Source organism: Burkholderia sp. 22PA0099 (assembly GCF_047497165.1).
In the GTDB taxonomy this organism is placed as follows: Bacteria; Pseudomonadota; Gammaproteobacteria; order Burkholderiales; family Burkholderiaceae; genus Burkholderia.
Window position 1 is genome coordinate 495,860 of sequence record NZ_CP163165.1, and the last position, 22,707, is coordinate 518,566.

A 22,707-nucleotide genomic window follows, 5' to 3' on the forward strand; every position below is an offset into this window, starting at 1 on the left:
TGCGTTTTCACGAGACCCAGACATGCGTATTTTCAATACGATGGCCGTGCGCGCCATCCCGTTCGTTCCTCATTGGTTGATCCGCAAGATTTCCCGCCGCTACATCGCGGGCGATACCTTGCATGACGCCGTTCCGCGCATCCGCGCGCTCGATGCGGCCGGCTTCGACACCACCATTGACGTGCTCGGCGAAACCGCTTCCACCGCGGCTCAGGCCGATGCGATGACGCGCGACTATCTCGACCTGATCGCGGCGCTCGGCGCGGACGGTTTGCACGCCGAACTGTCGATCAAGCTGACCGCGCTGGGCCTGCTGCTCGACGCGCCCGGCTGCGTGGCGCGCGTCGAGCGCGTCCTGCACGCGGCCGCCCGGAACGGCCTGCAAGCCTGTATCGACATGGAGGACGTGAGCTGCACGCAGCGCACGCTCGACCTGTTCGCGTCGCTCGAAGCGGCGGGCCATCCGGTCGGCATCGCGGTGCAGGCGTATCTGCGGCGCACGCGCGACGATCTGCCGGCGCTCACCGCGCGCCGCAGCCGGATGCGGATCTGCAAGGGCATCTATGCCGAGGCGGCGTCGCACCTGGTCGAAGGGGCCGCGCATGATCGCCGCGCGATCAACGGGCCGTTCTTCGAGCATGTGGTGGCGGCGATCGAGGCGGGCGCGTTCGTCGGCATCGCCACGCACGACGTGCAACTGATCGAGCGATTGGTGGCCTGGATCGAGCGCGAGCGCATCGACGCCTCGCGCTTCGAATTCCAGATGCTGCTGGGCGTGTGCGAGCCGTTGCGCGACCGGCTGCGCGAGCGCGGCTTCCGGGTGCGCGTCTACGTGCCGTACGGGATCGACTGGTACGGCTACAGCGTGCGTCGGATCAAGGAGAACCCGCGTATTGCGGGCTACGTGGTGGCGGCGTTGTTCCGGTAAGCACGGGCGCTCGCATGTGACCGCCCGCTCCGGATGAATGTGCCGCCGCCCGCGATCGGCGCGGCGGCGGCGCATCCGGCCAACGCCGCGATGGCCGTCGCCTGCGCGAATGCCGTCGGCGCCGCAACGGGGCGCGCGGTCACGTTACGGAACCGGCTTCGTTCTGCTGCGCAAGTGCCACGGCCAGCGCAAAGGCATCGATCGGGACCCCGAAACACTTCATTGCGCCGGCTCCGCCAGGCCCTTCAGCAGCACGGCATGGAACTGCGCCGGGTCCTGCATCTGCGGTGCATGCCCCGCATCGGGGAATTCCACGAGACGCACGTGCGGGATCACCGCGGCCGCCTGCTTGGCCAGCACCGGATAGTTGCCGAGCGTCGGGCGGATCTTGGCCGGTGCGTACTCCTTGCCGATTGCCGTGTTGTCCTTGTCGCCGACGATCAGCAGTGTCGGCGTCTGCAGTTGCGGCAGTTCGTAGACCACCGGCTGCGTCAGGATCATGTCGTACAGTAGCGCCGAATTCCACGCCACGCGCGCGCGGTCGGGGCCGCGATACATGCCGGCCAGCATCTGCACCGACGGCTCGTAGGCCTCGCGCCATTGCCCGGCGAAGTAGGTGGTGCGCTCGTAGTTGCGGATGCGCTCCGCGCTCGTGTGCAATTCCCGTTCGTACCACTGATCGACCGAGACGGGCGGCACGCCCTTCGCGCGCCAGTCTTCCAGGCCGATCGGATCGACCAGCACGAGCTGCTGCGTGGCGTCGCGGTAGGTCAGCGCGTAGCGGATCGCCAGCATGCCGCCCGTCGAGTGGCCGATCACCGTGGCTTGCTCGATGCCGAGCGATTGCAGCAGCGCATGGGTGTTCAGCGCGAGTTGCTGGAACGAGAACTGATAGCTGTCCGGCTTGCTCGATTTGCAGAAGCCGATCTGGTCGGGCGCGATCACGCGGTAGCCGGCGTCGCTGAGTGCCTTGATGGTCGGCCCCCAGGTCGCCGCGCAGTAGTTCTTGCCGTGCAGCAGCACGGCGGTGCGGCCGTTGGCCTTGCCGGCGGCGGGCGGCACGTCCATGTAGGCCATCTGCAATTCCTGGCGCTGCGAATGGAAACTGAAATGCGAGACCGGATACGGGTAATCGAAGCCTTCGAGTTGCGCGCCGTAGACGGGGCCGTCGTCGGCCTTGGCCGCGCTGGCGGCGTGAGGTGCGGCGGTGGTGGCCGGTTCGGCGGCTTGAGCCGACATCACGAGGCCAGCGGACAGCAGCGGCGCTGCCGACAACAGCAGCGCGGCCCGCGGCAGCCGCCGCGCGAAACGCGGTGAACGAACGGCACGGGTGAGCAGGCGAGGGAAGATCGTCATCGGGGCATCCGGGAGCGTGAAGCGCACAGTGAAGCACAAAGCACAGGAATCCCGATTGTTGCCGCGCGACCGTTTCCCCCGCTATGGGCCGGCGGGTGAATTGACCTTCAAGCGAAACAGGAAAATGGCACCGCTCAGGCGAGCCGGATCTTCGGTTGTGCCAGCCCGTTCATGCGCTCGGCCGCCCACAGCAGCGACGCCCTGCCGAACCCGTGCAGCGCCTGCTGATGACGCCGGTACAGCATCACGTGGCTCAATTGCGCGAGGCGCCCACGAATGTTGCCGCCCTTGAACAGGCCGAACTGGCCAAGCGTGCCGAACGCATCGTAATTGGCCAGCGACACCAGCGAGCCGAAGTTGCGGTAGGCGAACGGCGGCAGCGTGCCGCCCGCGAACCAGCCGGGCAGCACGGCGGCCAGGTGCTCGGCCTGCTGCGTGGCGACCTGCGCGGTGGGCGGCAGCGGGCGTTCTTCGCCGTCGAGTTGCAGGCTCGCGCAATCGCCCAGCGCGAAGATGGTTTCGTCGACACGCGATTGCAGCGTCGGGCCGACGATCACCTGGTTCGAGCGCGTGGTGTCGAGGCCCGCCAAGCCGGCCATGAAATCGGGCCCCTTGACGCCGGCGGCCCACACCATCAGGTCGGCCGGCACGAAGCCGTCGTCGCCGTGCTGATAACCCGCTTCGGTCGCGCCCGTGACGCGGGTGGCGGTCATCACGCGAAAGCCCATCTTCGTGAGCACGGCTTCGGTTTGATCCGAGATGGCGGGCGGGAACGCGGCCAGCACGCGCGGGCCGCTTTCGATCAGCGTGAGTTCGAGCCGGTCGCGCACGGTCGGATCGCCATAGCCGGACGCGATTTCGAGCAGCCGGCTCATCTCGGCGGACAGCTCGACGCCGGTCGCGCCGGCCCCGACGATCGCCATGCGGAACGCTTCGTCGCGCGCGATGCTCTTGAACAGGCGCGCGCGCAGGATCTCGTTGAAGCCGCTGGCCTGCTGCTGGCTGTCGATGAAGTGGGCGTGCTCGGCCACGCCGGGCGTGCCGAAATCGTTCGCATGACTCCCCAAGGCCAGCACCAGCACGTCGTAGCCGATACTGCGCGCCGGCAGCACGCATTCGCCGTTCGGCCCGAGCAGCTCGGCCACCTCGATGCACCGGCGTTCGCGATCCAGGCCGCGCATTTCGCCGGGCTGATAGGTATAGCCATGCGAGGCCGCATGCGCGATGAAGCTCACTTGCTGCTGGTTCACGTCGCGCGTGCCGGCCGCAATGGTGTGCAGCATGGGCTTCCAGATATGTGTCGGACTCCTGTCGAGCAGCGTGACGTCGAGCGTATCGCCGCCGCGCGCCTGCTGGCCCAGCTTGGTCGCCAGCAGGATGCCGGCGATCCCCCCTCCTACAATCACAACGCGCTTGGATGTCTTCACGGATTGATTTAATTCAACAGTTGATGAATTATGCGAATCCTATCGATGCGTATCGGCTGCGTCAAACTTTCGCGGCGCTTAAATATATTGTGAATTTCGAAACAAACGAAGGATGAAGGCAGTGAAGGACGTGGATAGCGCGGCGCACGAAGCGGCCGCGGAAAACAACAAACGCGCACGCGGCCGGCCGGTGGCGCGCGCGTCGGTGGGGCGCGAGGCGATCCTGCGCGCGGCGCGCGGCACGTTCGCCCGGCGCGGTTTCGACGCCACCAGCGTGCGGGAGATCTCGCGCGAATGCGGTGTGGATGCGGCGCTGATCGCCCATCACTTCGGCGCGAAGGAGGCGCTGTGGCTGGCGGTGGTCGAGCATATTGCCGAGCACACTGAAGCATTCGTCGCGGCGCTTCGCGCACTCGACGGCACGCCGCTGACGGCGCGGCAGCGGCTGGAGCAGGCGATCGCGCTGCTGGTGCGGGAGGTATTCGCCGAGCCCGATCTGGGCATGTTCTTCTCGACGGCCGCCACGGCGCAGGGCGATCGTCTGGATGTCCTGATCGACAAGCTGGTGCGGCCCTGCCGCGACGCGCTGGTGCCGCTGCTGGCCGACGCCGCGCGCGCCGGCGACATCGCGGTGGCGGACGCCGACCTCAGCTTCTTCATGCTGGTCAACGCGATCAGCACCACGGTGTCCTACGAACACTTGCTGACCGCCTTCACGCCGTTGCCGAAGCAGCGCGAGCGCTATCAACAGGCGGTGCTGGCCACGGCGATGAACCTGCTTGGCGCGTGAGCGCGCGTTCAGGCCTTCGTCTTGAACAACTCCTTGCCGACGAAATCGATGAACACGCGCAGCTTCGGTGCGAGATGCTTGCTCGACGGCCAGAGCACGCGGAACGTGCCGTGATGCACGACATACGGTTCGAGCACGGCCGTCAGCGCCTTTTTCCTCAGCGCCTCGCGCACTATGAAATCGGGCAGGCACGCGATGCCGCGCCCGGCGTGGGCTGCGTCGTACAGCGGCTCGATCGTGTTCGACGTCATCGCCGCCGGTAGCTGCGCCTCCAGGTCGGCATCCTGCCAGTCGACCGGCCAGGCCTCGCGGCGCCCGGTGCTCGGCAGGCGGTGATGCAGGCACGCGTGCTGCAACAGGTCGCGCGGCGTGCGCGGCGCGCCGCGTTCCGCCAGATAGGACGGCGCGGCCACCAGCAGCAGCCGGAACGCGCCGATCGGCTTGGACATCAAACGCGAATCGGCCGGCTCGCCGGTGCGAATCACGGCGTCGAAGCCTTCGTCGATGATGTCGACCAGCCGGTTCGAGAAATCGACATCGAGTTCGATCTCGGGGTAGCGCTTCATGAAGCGGTTCAGCATCGGCATGACGAGGCTGCTGACCAGCGGCACGCTGATGCGCAACCGGCCCTGCGGCGCACGGCGCGTTTTGGAGAGTTCCAGTTGCGCGGCTTCCACCTCCGACAGAATGCGCCGGCTGCGCTCCAGGAACAGCGCGCCTTCGGCCGTCAGCGTGACGCTGCGGGTGCTGCGATGGAACAGGCGCACGCCCAGTTGCGCCTCGAGGCGGCTCACGCTCTTGCCGACCGCCGACGGCGACACGCCGAGCAGGCGGGCCGCCTCCGAAAAGCTGCGGGTGTCCGCGACCTGAACGAAAAAGCCGATGCTCGTCAGCGAATCCATGCGCCGCCCCGATTTGAGAAGGTTTGTCCGATATCTTCGGAACTCTAGCCGGTTTTTTTTCAGCCGGCGCGGCGATACGCTTCAGGTCGGCCGGTTCGCTTCATTCATCCGGCGCCGCGGGCCGGCCGTGCGGCGCCGGTCGACGTTCGATGTGACCACATGAAACTCGTTTCCATCCTGCTGGTGATCGTGGCCGGCATGGGCCTCTCGGTGGAGGCCGCCCTGCTCGGGCCGCTCGGCCGGGAGGTCGGGCATTACTGGGCCAGCCTGTGCCTGTTCGGCGTGGAAGCCGCGCTGATGTACCTGATGATGCTGTTCTGGGGGCCGCGCAACCCGGCGCCGTTCCTGCGCGCGCCGGGCTGGCAACTGACCGGCGGCATCCTCGGGCCGGGCTATGTCGTTGTCCTGACCATCGTCACGCCGGTGATCGGCATCGCCATGACCATGACCGGCATCCTGGCCGGGCAGGTCGGCAAGAGCCTGCTGATCGATCACTACGGCTGGCTCGGCGCGCCGCGGCGGCGCGTCAATGCGCGCAAGTGCATCGCGCTGCTGTTCGTCGTCGCCGCGCTGGTGCTGATCGCGGGAGGTCAATCATGATCGTGATCCTGATGGTGGTGCTGGCCGTGATCGGCGGCGCGCTGCTCAGCGCGCAGGTGGCGGTCAACGGCCGGCTGGCGGCCGAGCAGGGCGCGATCCGCACCACGTTCCTGACGTTCCTGGTCGGCACCGTGTTCTGCGCGATCCTGGTGGTGCTGTTCGAGCCGAAGCACGCGCTGACGCTGTTCGACGTGCCCAAGTGGCAATTGCTCGGCTCGTTCCTCGGGCTGATCTACGTGCTGACGATGGCGTTCGCGGTGGGGCGCATCGGCACGGCCGTGGCAACCGTCGCGGTGATTCTCGGGCAGTTGCTGATGTCGATCCTGATCGACAACTTCGGCTGGATGGGCAACCACGCGATCCCGTTCTCCACGTCGCGCTGCCTCGCGGCGGTGTGCCTGGCGATCGCGCTTTACTTCATTTACACCAGCAACGCGACCGAAGTGGAGGTCGCCAAGGAGAAGTCGAGCGCGTGATTCGTCGCGCGCGCCGCTCACAATTGGCGTGCGCCGCGCGAGCGGTTCGCGCCGGATCGCATGAGCCGCGCGAGCCACGGTGCGATCCATGCCTCGCCATTGACGATCACGAGCCCGGCCATCACCAGCACCGCACCGGCGATGAACGCCGCGCTCGGGCGCTCGTCGAGCAGCAGCACGCCCCACGCCACGCCGAAGATCGGCGTCATGAACGACAGCACGCCGAGGCGCGCGGCCAGATAGCGGCGCAGCATCGCGAACCAGATCAGGAAGCTCGCGAAGCAGACGAACAGCGTCTGGAACGCGAGGCTCGCCCAGAGCGCCGAGGTGCCGTGGAAGTGCATCTCGCCGAACAGCCAGGCGGCCGGCAGCAGAATCAAAAATGCACCGGACAACTGATAAAACAGCGTTTGCGTGGCCGGCGCCTCGCTCATGCGGCTGATGCGCACCGCCACGGTAGTCAGCCCCCACGCCACGCCGCCGCCCAGCGCGAACAGGTCGCCGAGTATCCATGACGTCATGCCGTGGTGGCCGCCGTCGAACAGGCTCGGCGCCAGGAACGCCAGCGCGATGCCGAGAAACGCCAGCGCCAGGCCGCTCCATTGCAGCCGGCTCAGGCGCTCGTCGGGCAGCCGCAGATGCAGGCCCAGCGCGGCGAACATCGGCGCGGTGTAGAGGAACACCACGACATGCGAGGCGCTGGTGCGCGCGAGCCCCTGCGCCACCAGCAGGAATTCGGCGGCGAACAGCACGCCGACCGCGAGCGCGGCCGGCAGCATCCGCCCGCGCAGCCAGGGCTCGCGCGCGACGAAGCGCCCGTAGAGCCACACCAGCACCGCCGCCGCGCCCGAGCGCAGCGCGACCTGGAGGATCGGCGCGGCATCGGCGGCCGTCAGCTTGATCGCCACCTGCTGAAAGCTCCAGATCAGGCAGAGTGCGATCATCATCAGCGTGGCGCGGGTGTCGACCGCTTTCCTCATGGCCATGATTCCGAAGTGTGAGGCTGACAGTATTGGCGAACCCGTTTCGTGCGATATAGTGCAAAACTGACATTCAATCGTGCGAGAACGCCAGAGCATGAAACGCGGTATCCCGCATCCGGCCGCGCACGTGCGCGTGCCCCCGTTCACCGACACCATGCCGGTGCCGGTGTTCTTCCGCACCGAGCACATGCCGGCGCATGGCCGGTATCCGGAGCTGTGCCATCCGTGGGGCGAATTCGTCTATTCGTTCAGCGGCATCGCCGAGGTCACGGTCGGCGCGCAGCATTTCCTGACGCCGCCGCATCTGGGCCTGTGGATCGCGCCCGAAACCGGGCACACCGGCTTCAACCATCACGAGGCCGTGCACTGCTCGGTGTATATCCGCCGCGACCTGTGCCGGGGCATGCCCGACAGCGCGTGCGCCGTGATGGTGACGCCGCTGCTGCGTTCGATCCTGGAGCACCTGCGCGACGACACGCACGCCGGCGGCCATTCGCCGAGCCGCGCGCGGCTGTTGCGCGTGCTGGTCGATCAGTTGCTGATGTGCCGGACCACCGGCAGCTTCGTGCCGCGCACCGACGACGCCGAACTGAGCGCCGTGCTCGGCTGGCTGCGGGACGATCCGGCCGACAACCGCACGCTGGCCGAACTGGCGGCGCGCGTGAACCTGACCGAGCGCACGCTGATGCGCCGCTGCCAGAGCGAACTCGGCATGTCGCTGACGGAGTGGCGGCAACGGCTGCGGCTCGTGACCGCGCTGCCCTTGCTCGGGCAGGGGCAGAGCGTGGAATCGGTGGCGTTGGACCTGGGGTATGCGTCGTCGTCGGCGTTCATCGCGATGTTCCGGCGGCTGACCGGGGCCAGCCCGAAACGGTTCGTCGGCTAAGTCCCGCCGGACTCAAGCCTTCTCGTCGGGCGCGATGCCCAACTCCCGCGCGTATTGGTTGAGCGGCTCGCCGACCTGCGTTTTCAGCACGTCGATAAAGCGCTTGATCTTCGCATCGACGAATTGCCGCGACGGATAAACCGCGAACACGCCGCGCTGCGACGTGCGGTATTCCGGCAGCACGCGCACCAGCGTGCCGCGGCGCAGGTCCTCGATGGCGGAGAACGCCGCGATCACGCCGATGCCCGCGCCGTCGCGCAACACGGCGGCCATCGCGTCCATGTCGTTGACGCCGAAGTGCGGCCCGGCCGGGCGGAACGTCGCCTGGCGATCCGGGCCTTCCAGCTGCCACTCGTCCGCCGCGTAATCCACCGTCGACAGCAGCACACACGCGTGATCGACGAGATCCTCGGGCCGTTCGGGCGCCGGGTGCGCGGCCAGATAGGCCGGGGACGCCGCGAGGATGCAATGGCTCGCGCCGATGCGCTGGCTGACGTAGGCCGAATCGGGCAGCGTGCGCGCGATCACGATCGCCACGTCGAGCTGTTCTTCGAGCAGGTTCGGAAAACGTTGCGACAGCAACAGGTCGACCGATACCTCGGGGTGGGCCTCGCGATAGGCCAGCACGGCGCGCGCGACCAGCCCGCGCCCGAGGCCCGGCACGGCATGCACGCGCAGCAGGCCGCGCGGGTCGGTCAGCGCGTCCTGCGCCTCGGCCTCGGCGTGCGCGATGTCCGCCAGGATCGCCACGCTGCGCTCGTAGAAGCGGCGGCCCGCGTCGGTCACCGAGAGGCGGCGCGTCGAGCGTTGCAGCAGGCGCGTGTTGAGCCCTTCTTCCAGCACTGTCACGGCGCGCGAGATGTTGCCGACGGTGGTGTCCAGATGGTTTGCGACCGCCGTGAAGCTGCCCATTTCGACCACCTTCACGAACATCGACATGTTGGAGAATTTGTCCACGCCTCGGCTTCCTTTTGGGTTGGCATTCCACACGGATGCGGCGCGATTCGGGCCGCCATGCGGCATGGTAAGGCAAGCGCAAAACGGGTGTCGATCAGCGCCGCAAGCCGGAAAGCCAGGCCGTTGTTGGGTTTCCGGCGATTTTTCCGCGCCTGCCGCCGATTTTCCCTCCAGCGCGAAGATTGATTTCATTGTGATGCCCTGTATCGCATCGGACCCGCTCCCTACACTGGGTTCCGTCGTCGAGCCCCGCTCGAATTTGATTAGCGATCCTGCCCAGGTTCACATCGAGGAAATCCATCATGAATGCCACTTACACGCCGCTGCACCTGTTCATCGACGGTGCGTGGATCGGTGAGAACGAAGGCGGCCGCGCCACGGCGCCCGTCATCGATCCCGCCACGCAACGGGAACTCGGGCGTGTGCCGCTCGCCACTACCGCCGATCTCGACCGTGCGCTGCAAGCCGCGCAACGCGGCTTCGACGCGTGGCGGCGGGCCGTGCCGGCCGAGCGGGCGCGGGTACTCAAGCGTGCCGCCGAGCTGATTCGCGAACGCAGCGAGCGCATCGCGACGCTGATGACACTCGAAGAAGGCAAGCCGCTGCACGAAAGCCGCGACGAGGTGCTGCGCGCCGCCGATTACTTCGAATGGTTCGCGGAGGAAGCGCGCCGCATCGATGGCCGCGTGGTGCCGTCGAACCGCCCCGGCGTGCAGCAACTCGTGAAGAAGCAGGCGATCGGCCCGGTGGCCGCGTTCACGCCCTGGAACTTCCCGGCCATCACGCCGGCGCGCAAGCTCTCGGCCGCGCTCGCGGCCGGTTGCAGCGTGATCCTCAAGCCCGGCGAGGAAAGCCCTGCGACGGCGCTGGCGCTGGCGCGTGCGCTCGACGATGCGGGCTTGCCGCACGGCGTGCTGCAAGTGGTGTTCGGCGTGCCCGACGACGTGTCGAAGCACCTGATCGCCTCGCCCATCATCCGCAAGGTGACGTTCACCGGCTCGGTGCCGATCGGGCGATTGCTGTCGCAACGCGCGGCCGAAGGCGTCAAGCCGATCACGCTCGAACTGGGCGGCCACGGGCCGGTGCTGGTGTTCGAGGACGGCGATATCGAGAAGGCGGCCGTCGATGGCGCCGCGAACCGCTTTCGCGGCACCGGTCAGGTCTGCATTTCGTCGACGCGCTTCCTGATCCAGCGCGACGCCTACGAGCGTTTCGCCGAACGCTTCGTGCAGGCCGCGAACGCGCTGAAGATCGGCAACGGGCTCGATGCCGACACGCAGGTCGGCCCGCTGGCGAACCCGCGACAGCTTGCGAAGATGGAAGAACTCGTGGCCGATGCCGTGGCGCGCGGCGCGACCGTGCTCGCGGGCGGCAAGCGCATCGACGGCCCCGGTTACTTCTTCGCGCCCACCGTGCTGGCCGACGTGCCGATGGACGCCCGCGTCATGCACGAGGAACCGTTCGGCCCGATCGCCGTGCTGATGCGCTTCGATGCGCTGGCCGACGGGTTGGCCGAAGCGAATCGCCTGCCGTATGGCTTGTCCGCCTATGCGTTCACGAGCAACGCGCGCACCGCCATCGACGTGGCCGACGGCCTCGACGCCGGCATGATCGGCATCAACCAGTATCGGATCGTCTCGACCGAGTTGCCGTTCGGCGGCATGAAGGAAAGCGGGCACGGCTCGGAAGGCGGCGCCGAAGGCATCGAGTATTACGTCACGCACAAGTTCATCAGCCAGGTCTGATCGCACGTAACTTGCGCCGCCGCTCCCTCGAACATTAATAAGGATTCCTGTCATGTCGAATGCCGATTTCACCAGCCCGCGCGAAGCCGCGCGCGCCTTTACGCCGAAGCTCGCCGAATTCGTCGACGCGGTGCTGTTTCCCGAGATCTGGGGCGATGCCGCGCTGTCGCCGCGCGACCGGAGCCTCGTCACCGTTGCCGCGCTGATCGCGGGCGGCCACGCCGACGAACTGCCCGCGCACTTGCGCCGCGCGGTGGCCAACGGGCTCACGCACGCGGAGTTGAGCGCGGCCATCACGCACCTCGCGTTCTATGCCGGGTTTCCGGCCGCGATCTCCGCTTCGGCTGCGGCGCAGGCCACGCTGGGCACATCCGGCACCGCGCCCCAGTCGGCCGAATGAGCGGCCCCTCCATTCAGAACCCACGGAGATTCACCATGAAAGCCATCCATTTCGAAACGTTCGGCGAGGCCGACGTCCTGCAACTGAGCGACGCGCCCACGCCCGAGATCCGCCCCGACGACCTGCTCGTGCGCGTGCATGCCGCCGGCGTCAATCGCGCCGACCTGACCCATCGTCGCGGCGGCTACGGCCGCCCGAACTTCGGCGACTCCACGATCATGGGGCTGGAGATCGCCGGCGAGGTGATCGGCGTCGGCGGCGCGGTGCAGGGCTACGCGATCGGCGACCGCGTGATGGGCGTGGTGGGCGGCGGCGCGTATGCCGAGATTGCACGCATCGACTGGCGCATGGCGATGCCGATTCCCGACGCGCTCGACTACGTGCACGCCGCCGCGATCCCCGAGGTGTTCGTGACCGCGCACGAGGCGCTGCTGCACTTGGGCGGCCTGCGGCGCGGCGATTCGGTGCTGATTCACGCGGCAGCAGGCGGCGTGGGTTCGGCTGCCGTGCAACTGGCCTATGCGACCGGCGCGACCGTGCTGGCCACCGCCGAGGCGTCGAAACACGAGCGCGTGCTGCAACTGGGCGCCGATCACGTGATCGACTACCGGAGCGAGGATTTCGCCGAGGTGGTGGCGAGCCGCACCAACGGGCGCGGCGTGGACGTGGTGGTGGATTTCGTCGGGATGCCTTACTTTTCCCGCAACGTGGCCTCGCTGGCGCATGGCGGGCGGCTGATCCAGGTCGGGATTCTCGGTGGCGGCGGTGAGGTCAGCGTGGCGCTGGAGCAGATTCTGTATCGGCATCTGCGCATCATCGGCACGGTGATGAAATCGCGTGCGCAAGAGGAAAAGCACGCGATGGTGCGGCGCTTTCGCGAGCACTGGCTGGCGCGGTTTGCCGGCGGCGCGAGCCTGGAGCCGGTGGTCGACAGCACGTTCGAACTGGCGCGCGCGGCCGATGCGCATCGCCGGATGGAATCGTCGGAGAACGTCGGGAAGATTATTTTGACGATGGGGGCGGTGTGAGGGGGGAACGTCGGGGTGCTGGGGGCGTTCAATCGCCGTCATAGATCGTCGAACGTGCGATGACGCGGTTCGTACCGGACGGGCAGCGGCACATGATGATGTCGCCGTCGCGCACGCTTGGCATACCGCTTATTCCCCAGTTCTTCGCGGTGCCGACAATCGGCCCAGGATGGCCGCATTGCGGGCACGACGCGAGCCCCAGATGGCGAGCAAGCGGCTGCCCGTTATCGGACATCGAATCGTCGCCATCGAGTACGACGCCGCCCGTCGTGGTCATGTTGCCTTTGAGCGCCAGCATTTTATTCATCATGTTTTCTCTCGGAGTGCGGTTGAATCCAATCAGTATCGATCGAGCGCGGCCTGCAACATCCATAGCCGCGTCCTGCCATCGGGCATGAAATCCGTGCCGTAGCGCACCAGCCCCTCGCGATGTAAATGGCAGGCCATCGTGAAGCTGAGCAACATGCCGGGCTCCGGTGAGTGAACTTCAATATCGACTTTTTTCAGACGTGGCTCGTAGGCTAGCAATGTGGCCTCGATTGCATGCTGCAACCGGTGCGTGGAGGACGGGAGATGCCGATAGATTTCCGATAAATCGTCGAGCCCATAATCCGGCAAATGCGCAAGCGACCCACGCCGGCTGTTCAGGATGCATTCGATGTTGTCGCGCACCGACAGAAAGGTTTGATCTTCCGGCGTGAAATCATCAACGACGGCGCCATCCGCGAAATGCCCCGTGATGCGCTCGAATAGCCCAGGCCCTACCCACATCGCCGTTCCTCCTTAGCGTGCCAGTTGTGCGATTGCGGCGATGAACCATCGATCCGCGATTAACCAGACGAGCCCTGCTGCGATACCTGCCACAGCGACCCCGATAAGCGGCGAAATGCGCTGCCGACGCGTCTGCGAGGCGTTGACCACGATTGCATCGGCCGACAGGCTGACTGCTTGGCTTTCGGCCGTGATTCCCAGGCGCGTGTCGATGGCCCGCATCAGCGCGGTACGCGCGGCCTGGCCATCGATCGAAAATCGACCGACGAACCCGAGCCCGAGTATTGCTGCAAAGATCGACAGCAGCAGCGGAGCAGCCTGGGGATCGCGCAAGCGCTGCTCGATACGCTGGATCAATTCCGAGCCGGCGTCGTTGCTCGCAAAATGGGCGACCTGTAGCGGTTCGTGCTCCCAGGCATTGCGCGTGTCGCCGGTCAGGCGTTGCAATACGGCTTCGTCGAGCAGCGCGCATTGCGCATAGCAGGCGTCGTCGATCATGTCGCGAGCCAGAGCCTGCCGCTTCAATTCATCGCGTAGCCGGGCGATCAATGCATCGCAGCGCTCGCGTAGCGTGTCGAACGACAAGGGCTCTTGGTCCAACGTCGCGACCATCAACGCCGTATCGCGCAACGCGATCGGGAGTGAGCTGGCCATCATGATGGCAGCACCGCATACAGTTCGAGCGCGACATCCTCGATCGATGTCGGTACGTAGATCTGGCATGCGCGCGCATCGATCATCCGCTGGAACGCGGGATCGCTGCTGTCCAGTGCAAAGTACTGAGTCTCGATGCGCACCGGAATGGCCGCGGGCAATCGCGACATCGAGCGCAAGTCGATGCCCGACAGCGCGGAGTTGACGATCTGCTCGACTTCGTCCGGTGCGCCGATCTTGCAGAGGCGCGGCATTTTTTCCGCGAGCACATGGGCGGGCATCGATGCCTGAACCGACAGGTAGTAATCGGCGCCTTCGGTGAGGCGTTCGTCGTTGATCCGGCCCACCCAGGTCGTCGTGCGCACGTGTTCCAGTGCGATCGGCACGACGCGCGACGGAATGACGGCATCGAGCAGCGTGCGAATCAGCGATTCGAGCTCAGCGAACACCGGCTTCGGCGCGTGGTGGTCGTAAAGCGGAATCGCTTGCAGCGTCTCGGTCGTCGAAAACGTCAGCAGCGATCCGGCCAGTCGGGCCAACACCGCATACAGGCGCTCGGGATGCTGGTTCGGCGCTTGAGCGAGGCGTGCCAATTCGGGCCACGTACTGTTGACGTTGTTCAGCAGCCAGAACAGCGCCACATCGGACACCGCGAAATCGGCTATCTGGTCCGAGCGTTGCTTGCGGCGCAAAGCGAGGCTGGCGCTTTTGGCTGAAAGAATGTCGGACAGACTTCGCGCGCATTGCATCAGTTGTTCGTTGGCGGATAAAAACAGACACGGCGGCACGAAGGCCGTATCGGGTTCGAAGTGGCCTTGCGGGGAGCGCACGAGGCGCGCGATCGGACAAGTCACGTAATCGCCCGATGGCTCGAAATCGAACAGCAGCGTGACGAGATGGCGCTCGACGCTGATCTCCTCCTTCCCGTCGCCATGCAGGTCGGTCACGGGCTTGTATTCACGGGTTACGCGCCGCGGCCGAGCCGGTTTTTCGTCCGGTTCGACGCAGTTATTGCCCTGGGTATCCACGAGCGCCACACCGACGAGTACCGTCACGGTATCGAGCGATGCCGGCACGTCGTCGAGATTGCGAGCCGACGGCAGCCAGTCGGCGGTTTCGCTGTCGATCAGGGTGCCGTCCGGCAGGCGCAGCGCAAGCGTCGTGCATTGCAGACGGCTGACGGCCAGGGCCTGGCTATCCAGTGCGACATCGATGACCCCCCAGGCATCGGGGCTGGCGATGCGGGCGACATTGTCGCGGGCATACTGTTCCCACAGCGCCTGCTGCTGAAAATGCTGGGGCGTCATAAAAATCCCCTTGGCCCACAGCGGTCTGGTTATTTTCATCGCGTAGCTTGATTCCGTCTAAAAATGTCCGTTGAAAACGCGCATGCGCGTTTATGTCGGCGTGGCGGTCACGATTTTGCCTTTGGCATTTGCGACGCCAGCGACAGATTGATATCGATCCCTTCGACCTGGAAATGCGGGACGATAAAGAGCTTGATGCGAAAGAATCCGGGGTTATCGTCGATGTCTTCCACGATCACTCGCGCTTCGCGCAATGGGTGCGCCGCTTGCAGATCTTCGCCGGGCGCAGTCATTTCCGTGACGAGCGATCGGATCCATGTATTGAGTTCGATTTCGAGCAAGCGCCGATCGCGGGTCGTGCCGATGTTTTCGCGCTGAATCAGCTTCAAATGGTGCGCGATGCGCGACAGCAGGAAGATATACGGCAGACGCGCATTGATGCGACTGTTGGCCGATGCGTGCCGAGTGTCGTAATCGCGAGGCCGTTGCGTCGAATGCGCGGAAAAGAAACACGGATCGTCGTGATTGCTGGTGTATGAAAGCGGGATCAGACCCAGATCGGCAAACTCGTGTTCTCGCGTTTCGGAAATCAGTGCTTCGGTCGAGATCCTGGCGAGTCCGCCCGTACCGAGTTCGTACCGAAGAACCGGTAGCGTATTGATCAAGCCGCCCGCCTGCGGGCCGCGAATTTGCAGGCACCAGCCATTGCGCACGAAGCTTTTCACCAGATTGGCTGCGAACGCAAACGCCGCACTGGTCCACAGATAACCGCTCGTGCCGGCTTCCCGCACGTTTTCGGTGTAGTTGAACGCGTACACCGGCGCCGTATCCGGGCCATACGGCAGCCGCGCCAGAAAACGCGGCAACGTGAGGCCGACGTAGCGCGCATCTTCCGTGTCGCGAAAGCTTTTCCATTTCAGGTACTCGGCCCGATCGAACCAACTCGCCAGATCGCGAATGCCCGCGACCGCTTCCATCGAGGTCTTGTCGAAGAAAGCGGGCGATACCGCACCAATGAACGGCATGTGGGTGGCGGCGGCGACTTTCGACAGATTGCGCAGTAACGCAATGTCGGGGGCACGATGATCGAATTCGAACGCCGAGACGAGCGCGGCGATGGGCTCGCCACCCGGCATGTCGTACTCCTCGATATACGTGAGCCGGAACAGGCCGCTTTGGACAATGTCCGGGGCATCCTCGAAATCCTGGCGGAGCATTTCCATCGACACATCAAGCGTTTCGATTTTCACGTTCCGGCGAAAATCCGTGTGGTCGATCAGAAAGTCGAGACCACGCCAAGTCGATTCGAGTGCCTGAAATGCGGGATGGTGCAGGATGGCATCGAGTTGCCGGCCGATCTGCTCGTCCAGATGCACGAGACACCCGTCGAGCAGATCTTGATCGATTGGCTCATCCGAACTGCATAGGGGACGTGCGTCGGATACGACGGTTGCCTTAATAGGACCATCGCTCTGGAAGCCTTTGCTCATTGTGGATGGTGGTGTGTTGATCGGGCATCAGCAGAGCGCTGACATATAGCACGCCAATCATCTCAAAAATATGGAAATAAATTTCCAATCACCAAGCCTTGATCAAAAACAGCATTGCGGCGAATAAGACGGAGCGCCGGTTTCACAAAAATGAGGGTTCCAACTAGCATTCCGCCTTTACCCGACGTTTCACATCACGATCATGACGGCTGTGCCGCAGGATTTCAGGACGGGAGTAAAACAATAATGGCCAGCCTGTTTGATGATGCAAAACAGTTCGTATCCAATTTGACGACCGTGCCGGGGCGGCAGACGTATTTCCTGGATGTACCCAGCGCCGACGATGCGGCCGAGCTCTCGCTCGTCTCGTTTGAAGCCACCGAGAAGTTGGGCATGCCCACCGAGGTGCGGATCATCTTGACGCATCCTCGGTCATTGGCACGAACCGACTACCTGAACCGCGACGCCGTGTTTTCGATCGTGCCGGCAATGGGCAGCCCCAAAGTCTTTTCGGGATTCATCGCGCGGTTGTCGACGTTGCAAACGACGAAGGATTTCACGAAATACGAAATCGTTCTGAAGTCGCATTTCGCGCGCCTTGCGGCTGTGACGACCAGCCGAATCTACCAGCACCAGACAACCCCGCAGATCATCGAGGCGGTGTTGCGCAGCCACGGTCTGGAAGGCTTTCAGTTCGCGTTTCAGTTGCGCCGTGAATATCCGAAGCATTTGTTTCGTTTCCAGTACAAGATCGACGATCTGTCGTATGTGCAGATGCTGATGCAGAAGGCGGGCATCTACAGCTATCTCGTCGAAACCGAGCACGGCGATCAAGTCGTGTTCGCGGACGATGTCGATCACTATCTTTACGAGCCGGAGCTGACCGCACCCTATCGCGAGGTGGCGGGGCTGGAGTCGTCCGGCGTCGAGGCAGTCACGGCGTTGAAGACGCACGCGGTGACGGTGCCGCAATCGTTCACCGTGGCCGACTATCACCCCGAGCAGGCGTGGGAGCGGTTCAAGGACGAGGCCAATGTCGCGCCACAGGATTCGACCACCTACGGGAAGCCGTATGTGTACGGCACTCATCATCTCGACCAGGACGGTGCGAAATGGGAAGCGCAACTGCGTCATGAAGCGGCGATTGCATGGCAGGTGATCTACGAGGGCGACAGTACGGTGATGGCGTTGCAGGCCGGACGCGTGCTGTATATGGATGCCGCGTTGGCCGATGCGCCCGATGGTCAGCTTGTCGTCGAAGTCACGCACCAAGGCGCGCGCGACCGTTCGTATGTCAATCGCTATCGGGCGATTCCAGCGGATCGGCGCTTCCGGCTCCAGTTCGAACCGGACCATTGGCCAAAAATTGCCGGCACGCTCAGCGCGCGGGTGACCTCGCCGGACAAATACAAGTATGCATACCTGACTGCGGCAGGCTGCTACACGGTGCGCTTCGATGTGGATTTTGCCGACTGGCCGTCGGGTGGCGAGAGCGTGCCGCTGCGGTTGGCCAAGCCGTTTGCCGGGAAGCTGCAGACGGGCTTCCATTTCCCGGCGCTGGATAACGACGAGGCGGTGATTTCGTTCCGGGACGCGGACCCTGACAAGCCCGAGATCATCGCGTTTCATCACCACAGCCAGGCGCGAGATCTGGTGACGAACGATCGTCGCTGGCTTTCGCGTGGCGTGTTGCGCTCGCAGAGCAACAACAAGCTGCGGATGGAGGATTGGGCAGGCCAGGAAGGGATCAAGCTCAGTACCGATCATTCGGGAAAATCGCAGCTTAATCTTGGGTATTTGGTCAACCAGAAACTGGAGTATCGGGGCGAAGGCTACGAACTGCGCACATCGGGTTATGGCGTGGAGCGCGCTGGCAAGGGATTGCATTTCACGGCGTACGACCGTCCAAGCGCAACGGGCAAACAGCTCGACATGCAGGAGACCATCGCGCAATTGGAGCGCGCGCTGGTTTTGGCGAAATCACTGGCGGATTCTGCGCGTAGTGCCAACGCGGCATCAGCCGATACCGATGTTCAGCAGCAGATCAAGAATGACTTCGATGGCTTGAAGAAGCCTGGGCTGTTGATGAGCACGCCAGCGTCTGCGGGGATCGTAGCGGGGCAAGGTGTGCAGGTTGCAGCACAAGACAATATCAGCGCAGTGGCGGGGAAGAACGCCGATATCAGCGTGATGAAGCGGTTCACCGTAGCTGCGGGTGAGTTGGTGTCGATGTTCGCGCAGCAACTTGGTGTGAAGATTTTTGCGGCGAAGGGGCCGGTGGAGTTGCAGGCGCAGAGCGACGCGATGTCATTGATCGCTAGCAAGGACGTGGCGGTATCGAGCGTCAACGGCACGGTTCGAATCAGCGCGAAACAGGAATTGGTTCTGGAGTGTGGCGGTGCATTTATCCAGTTGAAGGACGGCAATATCACGCTGGGCGGCCCGTCAGATCTGTTCTTCAAGGTCATTACGATTCAGAAGAAGGGCGCGCAGAGACTTTCAACCGCAGTTCCGCCATTGCCGGAATCCATGGGGGCGTTTGACGAGGCCTTTGTCGTGCATTGGGCCGGATCCGGCATTCCCGCTGCCAATACGCGTTATCAGATGTTCTCCGGGGGCAAGATGATTGCCGAAGGCATGACCAATGAGCATGGTGAAACGTCGCTGGCGCAGAGTCATGTTCCGCAAGATGTTTTGATCCAATTGAGGGATAGCTAAATGGCGGAAGACAAACACGCAGGCTATGCGGAATCTTATATGACGCAGAAGTCATACACAACGCGTGCACGTGTGGAGCGTACCGTCTGTGACGTCCATGTCCCACCGGCTTCGGATTCGATCATCGGAAATTGCGAGTATTACTACAGACCCTTGCAATGCGCGTATACGGAAACGGTCGAGAAGGTCACGGCGAGTAGCGCTTGGGCCACCGTGAAAGCTTTTGCAACGTCTTGGGACCCATGGACTGATAAGGAGGTTGCTGCCCGGTTGTTGTATCAGCGACAGACACTTATTCAGCCGGAATGCACCTCATCCGATTGGTCACGACATAGCAATTTCATGATGCGGCATATCGGCTGCGGGCATAAACCTCCCAGCTATTACGTCAGCTACGGTTACTACTATTGCTCGAACTATGGGGCGAAATTATTTCCAAAGCTCAGCCCCGCGGGGCAGGCATGGCTTCGTAGTGCGCGGTGGTATCTGCAAAAAAATATGGAAAGTGGACTTCAGCAAAACATGCAGGGGAACACCATCCAGATGCGCAGCGCAAAGCCAGGAAACGGCAGCTTCAAAATGTCGGTTGCCCAATTTCAGATCGAACTGGATAGCGAAACCTTCAAGAGCTTCGCGTTCAGGACGCATCCGCTTGCCTATCTCGATGGAGGGCTGGCTGATTTGCTTGTTCCAGACATGAAGGAAATTACGGGCGGCCCTGATTTGGAAGAATGGTTTGACCCGAGAACCTATGGGCAGGTAATAGACAGCGGTATGGTGGTTTTTCGTGAAAACATTGGCAAAGCGTGGGATGCCACCAAATCGGATGTCGACGATCCGGTGGGGCGCGCGCTCGGGCGGCTGATGGGTAAGAAGTGATATGCGAACGATTAAGCGAAAGATAATCATCCTCGGCGGCCTTCTTCTGGTTGCCATTATATGCGGGTATCACGGTATGGCGAATCCAGGCTGGAAGACGATTTCAGCGACGTTCATGAAGAATGACAAGCCGTATGGAGGCGGCAATGCCCGGATCAACGGGAACGAGGTTATCAGCCTGAAAATTGCAGATCCGATAATTACGTTCAAGCCGGCTGAGCAACTTGAGAATCCGCAGGTTGCGGAGCCGACTGAAGCATGGATGAGTAATGCTGCTGAAACTCTAAATCGCAATACGGTTAGTTTTTTTCGCGGCACGATCGATGGTGGTTTGGTGCGCTATTTTCATCAATCTGGACAAGATGCTGCATGGTGGTATTCGAAGGATTGGAGCACGCAATATATCAGCACCGACTGGATGGACTACAAGCTGGCTGATCCTGAAAAGGGACCTGCTCCCCACATCACGAAGCTTTGGCGTTCGCGCGACGGCGGCAAAAACTGGACACAGCTCGACTGGCCGGAAAATCACAACATCGGTGATTTATTTTTCCTGGATTCCGATCGAGGATACGCAATCGGTTGGGGGCCGCATGTGTGGCGTACTGCGAATGGCGGGAATACCTGGAAAGAAATTAAAGCTCCGATTCACGCCACCGATCACGATGCCCCGCGCAAGACTTTCGACGGAGTGCATTTGGGGGCGGACGGCGTGTTGCGCGTGGCCTACTACGTGCGAGACGGCAGGGACGATGGGCAGGCTGGCAGCGTTGTCGATCGGCTGACTTGGAATAGCGATACGTTTGAGCCTGACATGAAGCTTCCAAATCAAGTAGTTGTTTCGCTCCAGTCCGAACAAGTGCCGCCAAATCAAGCCTATTCGGTTTATGCCCTCTCTCGGCTCGGGCCGCCACGCAACTGGAAGGATTTGAGTGACGACGGGAAGCGAACCGGTGCGGTATCGACCTGGGCTAATCACGGTAATCAGGCAGCGGAGCAACGACATACCTTCGATGCCCGCCTGATGCTGGATGGGTTCAGCGTGGGCCGGCGTGGGGTGCTGCTGGTGTATGCGACGGATGCCTCTGGCGATGGTGCGCCGCGTGACATGACGCTTGTCAGCAGGGACTACGGTAAATCGTGGGCCGAGATAGACGACGGCATCACGCAAGGTGTGTATTTCGACGCCGCTACTAATACGCAGTATGGCTTGTATGGCTATACGTTAAAAAAGCGAGTCTGGTAGGCGAAAGGTATGTCTTGGCCTATTCCTGTTTTCGTCCCCGTAAAACTTCCTGAACCGGTTTCCTTACGTGTGTGGCTGCCTGCGCTCGTTGCCATCGCTTCGAGCGCGGCGGGGGCGGTGCTGCTCCTGTGGCCGCATGGCAAACCAACACAGGCGATCCAGTTTTGGATTTTGCTGATCGGCGCGCCTCTGGTGGCATGTGGTTTCGTCCTTGGTTGGAGACTCAACCGTTGGGAAACCGATCAATTGGTCGCGGATGAAACCGAACGCGAACAGACGCGACTGATGTCGCTCTGGAAACAGTGGTGTCGTCGTCGAGTCAAGATTGCTCGGGCCGTGGCATTTCTGCCCATTGACGAGACGGTCGCGTCGCTCGCTGATCCCAACGTCGATCTTCCCGTGAACGCTCAGAGATCGGCTGGTTTGAGCTGGCTAGAAAAGGGCGAAGCTCGCCGTGCCTGCTTTCTTTCGCTGGTTGCTGAATGTTTTGCCGATGCCCTCCGAGGACGACGCGAGATGACGCTTACGCTGATGCTGGCCGATGTCCTGCCCGAACAATTCGAAGGTTGGGCAACCAGTACACACAGTGTTTTCACGCGCGCGATACCGGATGTCGCATTCAAGGTCGAAGTTCGACCGGTGGTCGGTTGTGACACATGGCTCACGCAGCAGGTCGATTGCCTTTATAACCTACCGCAACTCATCATCGCGGCCCAGCTCTGGCCCGGCGATGAAACAACGCTCGATTTCAGCGAAGGAGCGGCAGCTTTATTGATCGATCCGGATGCGTCGCAACCGAATCATGTTTTCCGCTCGATGACGACCGCCGCGGCCACGCTTGACGCAGGCCTTGCGCAGCTTGTGCAGATGCAGGTTGCGCCCGACCGTATCACGCACGGGTGGTTGACAGGATGCACGGATGAATCTGCCGCGATCACCGTGGCACTGACAACCGATCCTAAAAAGCCGCTGATCGAGCGCTCACTCGATCATATCGTGGGGCGGCCTGGTCCCATCAGCAGTTGGATCGTATTGGCGACTGCACTGGAAGCGTCGCAGGCTGGAGGGGCGCATCTGGTTGCCTGGCGTGAGCCGGAAGATGAGTCACTGCACCTTTGCATGGTTACCCATGCCGAACCTCAAGCCTCGCGCAAGGAATATTGA

At 63.2% G+C, this 22,707-nt stretch carries 23 protein-coding genes; 12 read left to right on the forward strand and 11 right to left on the reverse strand.

The features are described 5' to 3' along the window. Positions 1-22 precede the first annotated feature (22 nt). A complete protein-coding gene (locus AB4851_RS17475) occupies positions 23-928 on the forward strand; it encodes a proline dehydrogenase family protein (RefSeq protein ID WP_414450834.1) in 906 nt (301 codons plus the stop codon). Between the two features lie 219 nt (positions 929-1,147). On the opposite strand, the gene AB4851_RS17480 is transcribed toward AB4851_RS17475, so the two are convergent. Together AB4851_RS17480 and AB4851_RS17485 are read right to left on the reverse strand one after the other, a co-directional pair. Then, the gene (locus AB4851_RS17480; RefSeq protein ID WP_414450835.1) at positions 1,148-2,284 is read right to left on the reverse strand and encodes an alpha/beta fold hydrolase; all 1,137 of its coding nucleotides are present in this window, start codon (positions 2,282-2,284) and stop codon (positions 1,148-1,150) included. Between the two features lie 134 nt (positions 2,285-2,418). Continuing rightward, positions 2,419-3,711, reverse strand: coding sequence for an NAD(P)/FAD-dependent oxidoreductase (locus tag AB4851_RS17485; protein ID WP_414450836.1), 1,293 nt, complete (start codon positions 3,709-3,711; stop codon positions 2,419-2,421). A gap of 112 nt (positions 3,712-3,823) precedes the next feature. On the opposite strand from AB4851_RS17485, the gene AB4851_RS17490 reads away from it, so the two are divergent. Beyond that, the gene (locus AB4851_RS17490; protein WP_414450837.1) at positions 3,824-4,501 is read left to right on the forward strand and encodes a TetR/AcrR family transcriptional regulator; all 678 of its coding nucleotides are present in this window, start codon (positions 3,824-3,826) and stop codon (positions 4,499-4,501) included. 8 nt (positions 4,502-4,509) lie between these two features. Here the strand turns inward: AB4851_RS17490 and AB4851_RS17495 are convergent, their stop codons facing one another. Beyond that, positions 4,510-5,403, reverse strand: coding sequence for a LysR substrate-binding domain-containing protein (locus AB4851_RS17495; protein WP_414450838.1), 894 nt, complete (start codon positions 5,401-5,403; stop codon positions 4,510-4,512). A gap of 159 nt (positions 5,404-5,562) precedes the next feature. Between AB4851_RS17495 and AB4851_RS17500 the strand changes: the two genes are divergently transcribed. Both AB4851_RS17500 and AB4851_RS17505 read left to right on the forward strand, forming a co-directional pair. Next, entirely contained in the window at positions 5,563-6,003 is a 441-nt protein-coding gene (locus tag AB4851_RS17500) for a DMT family transporter (RefSeq protein WP_414443282.1), read from the forward strand. After that, complete coding sequence (locus AB4851_RS17505; protein WP_414450839.1) at positions 6,000-6,479, forward strand: DMT family transporter; 480 nt, start codon at positions 6,000-6,002, stop codon at positions 6,477-6,479. The genes AB4851_RS17500 and AB4851_RS17505 overlap by 4 nt, the downstream gene beginning before the upstream one ends. Before the next feature lie 17 nt (positions 6,480-6,496). On the opposite strand, the gene AB4851_RS17510 is transcribed toward AB4851_RS17505, so the two are convergent. After that, entirely contained in the window at positions 6,497-7,465 is a 969-nt protein-coding gene (locus AB4851_RS17510) for a DMT family transporter (protein WP_414450840.1), read from the reverse strand. Between the two features lie 91 nt (positions 7,466-7,556). On the opposite strand from AB4851_RS17510, the gene AB4851_RS17515 reads away from it, so the two are divergent. Then, positions 7,557-8,348: an AraC family transcriptional regulator gene (locus AB4851_RS17515; protein WP_414450841.1), complete on the forward strand. Its 792-nt coding sequence runs from the start codon at positions 7,557-7,559 to the stop codon at positions 8,346-8,348. Between the two features lie 12 nt (positions 8,349-8,360). On the opposite strand, the gene AB4851_RS17520 is transcribed toward AB4851_RS17515, so the two are convergent. Continuing rightward, a complete protein-coding gene (locus tag AB4851_RS17520) occupies positions 8,361-9,305 on the reverse strand; it encodes a LysR family transcriptional regulator (protein WP_414450842.1) in 945 nt (314 codons plus the stop codon). 94 nt (positions 9,306-9,399) lie between these two features. Next, positions 9,400-9,609, reverse strand: a complete 210-nt coding sequence (locus tag AB4851_RS17525; protein ID WP_414450843.1) for a hypothetical protein — start codon at positions 9,607-9,609, stop codon at positions 9,400-9,402. Between AB4851_RS17525 and AB4851_RS17530 the strand changes: the two genes are divergently transcribed. Genes AB4851_RS17530 through AB4851_RS17540 form a run of 3 tightly spaced genes read left to right on the forward strand, consistent with a single transcriptional unit; the run spans position 9,608 to position 12,478 of the window. Next, positions 9,608-11,050, forward strand: a complete 1,443-nt coding sequence (locus AB4851_RS17530) for an NAD-dependent succinate-semialdehyde dehydrogenase (RefSeq protein WP_414450844.1) — start codon at positions 9,608-9,610, stop codon at positions 11,048-11,050. The two genes, AB4851_RS17525 and AB4851_RS17530, sit on opposite strands and share 2 nt — an antisense overlap. A gap of 52 nt (positions 11,051-11,102) precedes the next feature. Beyond that, complete coding sequence (locus tag AB4851_RS17535; RefSeq protein WP_414450845.1) at positions 11,103-11,450, forward strand: carboxymuconolactone decarboxylase family protein; 348 nt, start codon at positions 11,103-11,105, stop codon at positions 11,448-11,450. A gap of 35 nt (positions 11,451-11,485) precedes the next feature. Next, positions 11,486-12,478 (forward strand): NAD(P)H-quinone oxidoreductase, encoded by a 993-nt coding sequence (locus AB4851_RS17540; RefSeq protein ID WP_414450846.1) that lies wholly within the window; start codon positions 11,486-11,488, stop codon positions 12,476-12,478. 28 nt (positions 12,479-12,506) lie between these two features. Here AB4851_RS17540 and AB4851_RS17545 read toward each other — a convergent pair whose 3' ends face one another. The 5 genes from AB4851_RS17545 to tssC form a co-directional block, all read right to left on the reverse strand. Further along, positions 12,507-12,788, reverse strand: a complete 282-nt coding sequence (locus AB4851_RS17545) for a PAAR domain-containing protein (RefSeq protein ID WP_414450847.1) — start codon at positions 12,786-12,788, stop codon at positions 12,507-12,509. A gap of 29 nt (positions 12,789-12,817) precedes the next feature. Beyond that, complete coding sequence (gene tssE, locus AB4851_RS17550; protein ID WP_414450848.1) at positions 12,818-13,249, reverse strand: type VI secretion system baseplate subunit TssE; 432 nt, start codon at positions 13,247-13,249, stop codon at positions 12,818-12,820. Between the two features lie 12 nt (positions 13,250-13,261). Next, positions 13,262-13,906, reverse strand: a complete 645-nt coding sequence (locus AB4851_RS17555; protein ID WP_414450849.1) for a DotU/TssL family secretion system protein — start codon at positions 13,904-13,906, stop codon at positions 13,262-13,264. Further along, positions 13,903-15,249, reverse strand: a complete 1,347-nt coding sequence (tssK, locus tag AB4851_RS17560) for a type VI secretion system baseplate subunit TssK (protein WP_414450850.1) — start codon at positions 15,247-15,249, stop codon at positions 13,903-13,905. The genes AB4851_RS17555 and tssK overlap by 4 nt, the downstream gene beginning before the upstream one ends. Before the next feature lie 68 nt (positions 15,250-15,317). Then, positions 15,318-16,700 carry a type VI secretion system contractile sheath large subunit gene (tssC, locus tag AB4851_RS17565; protein WP_414450851.1) on the reverse strand — a complete coding sequence of 461 codons (1,383 nt, stop codon included), beginning with the start codon at positions 16,698-16,700 and terminating at the stop codon, positions 15,318-15,320. A 246-nt stretch (positions 16,701-16,946) separates the two neighbouring features. Between tssC and AB4851_RS17570 the strand changes: the two genes are divergently transcribed. From AB4851_RS17570 to AB4851_RS17585, 4 genes are read left to right on the forward strand one after another with little or no spacing between them, the layout of a single operon-like run. Continuing rightward, positions 16,947-19,418 (forward strand): type VI secretion system Vgr family protein, encoded by a 2,472-nt coding sequence (locus tag AB4851_RS17570; protein ID WP_414450852.1) that lies wholly within the window; start codon positions 16,947-16,949, stop codon positions 19,416-19,418. After that, a complete protein-coding gene (locus AB4851_RS17575) occupies positions 19,419-20,297 on the forward strand; it encodes a hypothetical protein (protein WP_414450853.1) in 879 nt (292 codons plus the stop codon). 1 nt (position 20,298) lies between these two features. Then, on the forward strand, positions 20,299-21,543 hold the full coding sequence (locus AB4851_RS17580; RefSeq protein WP_414450854.1) for a glycosyl hydrolase: 1,245 nt from the start codon (positions 20,299-20,301) through the stop codon (positions 21,541-21,543). 9 nt (positions 21,544-21,552) lie between these two features. Further along, complete coding sequence (locus AB4851_RS17585) at positions 21,553-22,707, forward strand: hypothetical protein (protein ID WP_414450855.1); 1,155 nt, start codon at positions 21,553-21,555, stop codon at positions 22,705-22,707.

Excerpts from the sequence above, each read along its gene's own strand:
- AB4851_RS17515 (WP_414450841.1), top strand. The coding sequence starts at position 7,557 with ATGAAACGCGGTATCCCGCATCCGGCCGCGCACGTGCGCGTGCCCCCG.
- AB4851_RS17580 (WP_414450854.1), top strand. The coding sequence starts at position 20,299 with ATGCGAACGATTAAGCGAAAGATAATCATCCTCGGCGGCCTTCTTCTG.
- AB4851_RS17495 (WP_414450838.1), bottom strand. The coding sequence starts at position 5,403 with ATGGATTCGCTGACGAGCATCGGCTTTTTCGTTCAGGTCGCGGACACC.
- AB4851_RS17480 (WP_414450835.1), bottom strand. The coding sequence starts at position 2,284 with ATGACGATCTTCCCTCGCCTGCTCACCCGTGCCGTTCGTTCACCGCGT.
- AB4851_RS17545 (WP_414450847.1), bottom strand. The coding sequence starts at position 12,788 with ATGATGAATAAAATGCTGGCGCTCAAAGGCAACATGACCACGACGGGC.
- AB4851_RS17475 (WP_414450834.1), top strand. The coding sequence starts at position 23 with ATGCGTATTTTCAATACGATGGCCGTGCGCGCCATCCCGTTCGTTCCT.
- AB4851_RS17585 (WP_414450855.1), top strand. The coding sequence starts at position 21,553 with ATGTCTTGGCCTATTCCTGTTTTCGTCCCCGTAAAACTTCCTGAACCG.
- AB4851_RS17540 (WP_414450846.1), top strand. The coding sequence starts at position 11,486 with ATGAAAGCCATCCATTTCGAAACGTTCGGCGAGGCCGACGTCCTGCAA.
- AB4851_RS17575 (WP_414450853.1), top strand. The coding sequence starts at position 19,419 with ATGGCGGAAGACAAACACGCAGGCTATGCGGAATCTTATATGACGCAG.
- AB4851_RS17500 (WP_414443282.1), top strand. The coding sequence starts at position 5,563 with ATGAAACTCGTTTCCATCCTGCTGGTGATCGTGGCCGGCATGGGCCTC.
- tssK (WP_414450850.1), bottom strand. The coding sequence starts at position 15,249 with ATGAAAATAACCAGACCGCTGTGGGCCAAGGGGATTTTTATGACGCCC.
- AB4851_RS17535 (WP_414450845.1), top strand. The coding sequence starts at position 11,103 with ATGTCGAATGCCGATTTCACCAGCCCGCGCGAAGCCGCGCGCGCCTTT.
- AB4851_RS17505 (WP_414450839.1), top strand. The coding sequence starts at position 6,000 with ATGATCGTGATCCTGATGGTGGTGCTGGCCGTGATCGGCGGCGCGCTG.
- AB4851_RS17570 (WP_414450852.1), top strand. The coding sequence starts at position 16,947 with ATGGCCAGCCTGTTTGATGATGCAAAACAGTTCGTATCCAATTTGACG.
- AB4851_RS17510 (WP_414450840.1), bottom strand. The coding sequence starts at position 7,465 with ATGGCCATGAGGAAAGCGGTCGACACCCGCGCCACGCTGATGATGATC.
- AB4851_RS17555 (WP_414450849.1), bottom strand. The coding sequence starts at position 13,906 with ATGATGGCCAGCTCACTCCCGATCGCGTTGCGCGATACGGCGTTGATG.
- AB4851_RS17490 (WP_414450837.1), top strand. The coding sequence starts at position 3,824 with ATGAAGGCAGTGAAGGACGTGGATAGCGCGGCGCACGAAGCGGCCGCG.
- tssC (WP_414450851.1), bottom strand. The coding sequence starts at position 16,700 with ATGAGCAAAGGCTTCCAGAGCGATGGTCCTATTAAGGCAACCGTCGTA.
- tssE (WP_414450848.1), bottom strand. The coding sequence starts at position 13,249 with ATGTGGGTAGGGCCTGGGCTATTCGAGCGCATCACGGGGCATTTCGCG.
- AB4851_RS17525 (WP_414450843.1), bottom strand. The coding sequence starts at position 9,609 with ATGATGGATTTCCTCGATGTGAACCTGGGCAGGATCGCTAATCAAATT.
- AB4851_RS17530 (WP_414450844.1), top strand. The coding sequence starts at position 9,608 with ATGAATGCCACTTACACGCCGCTGCACCTGTTCATCGACGGTGCGTGG.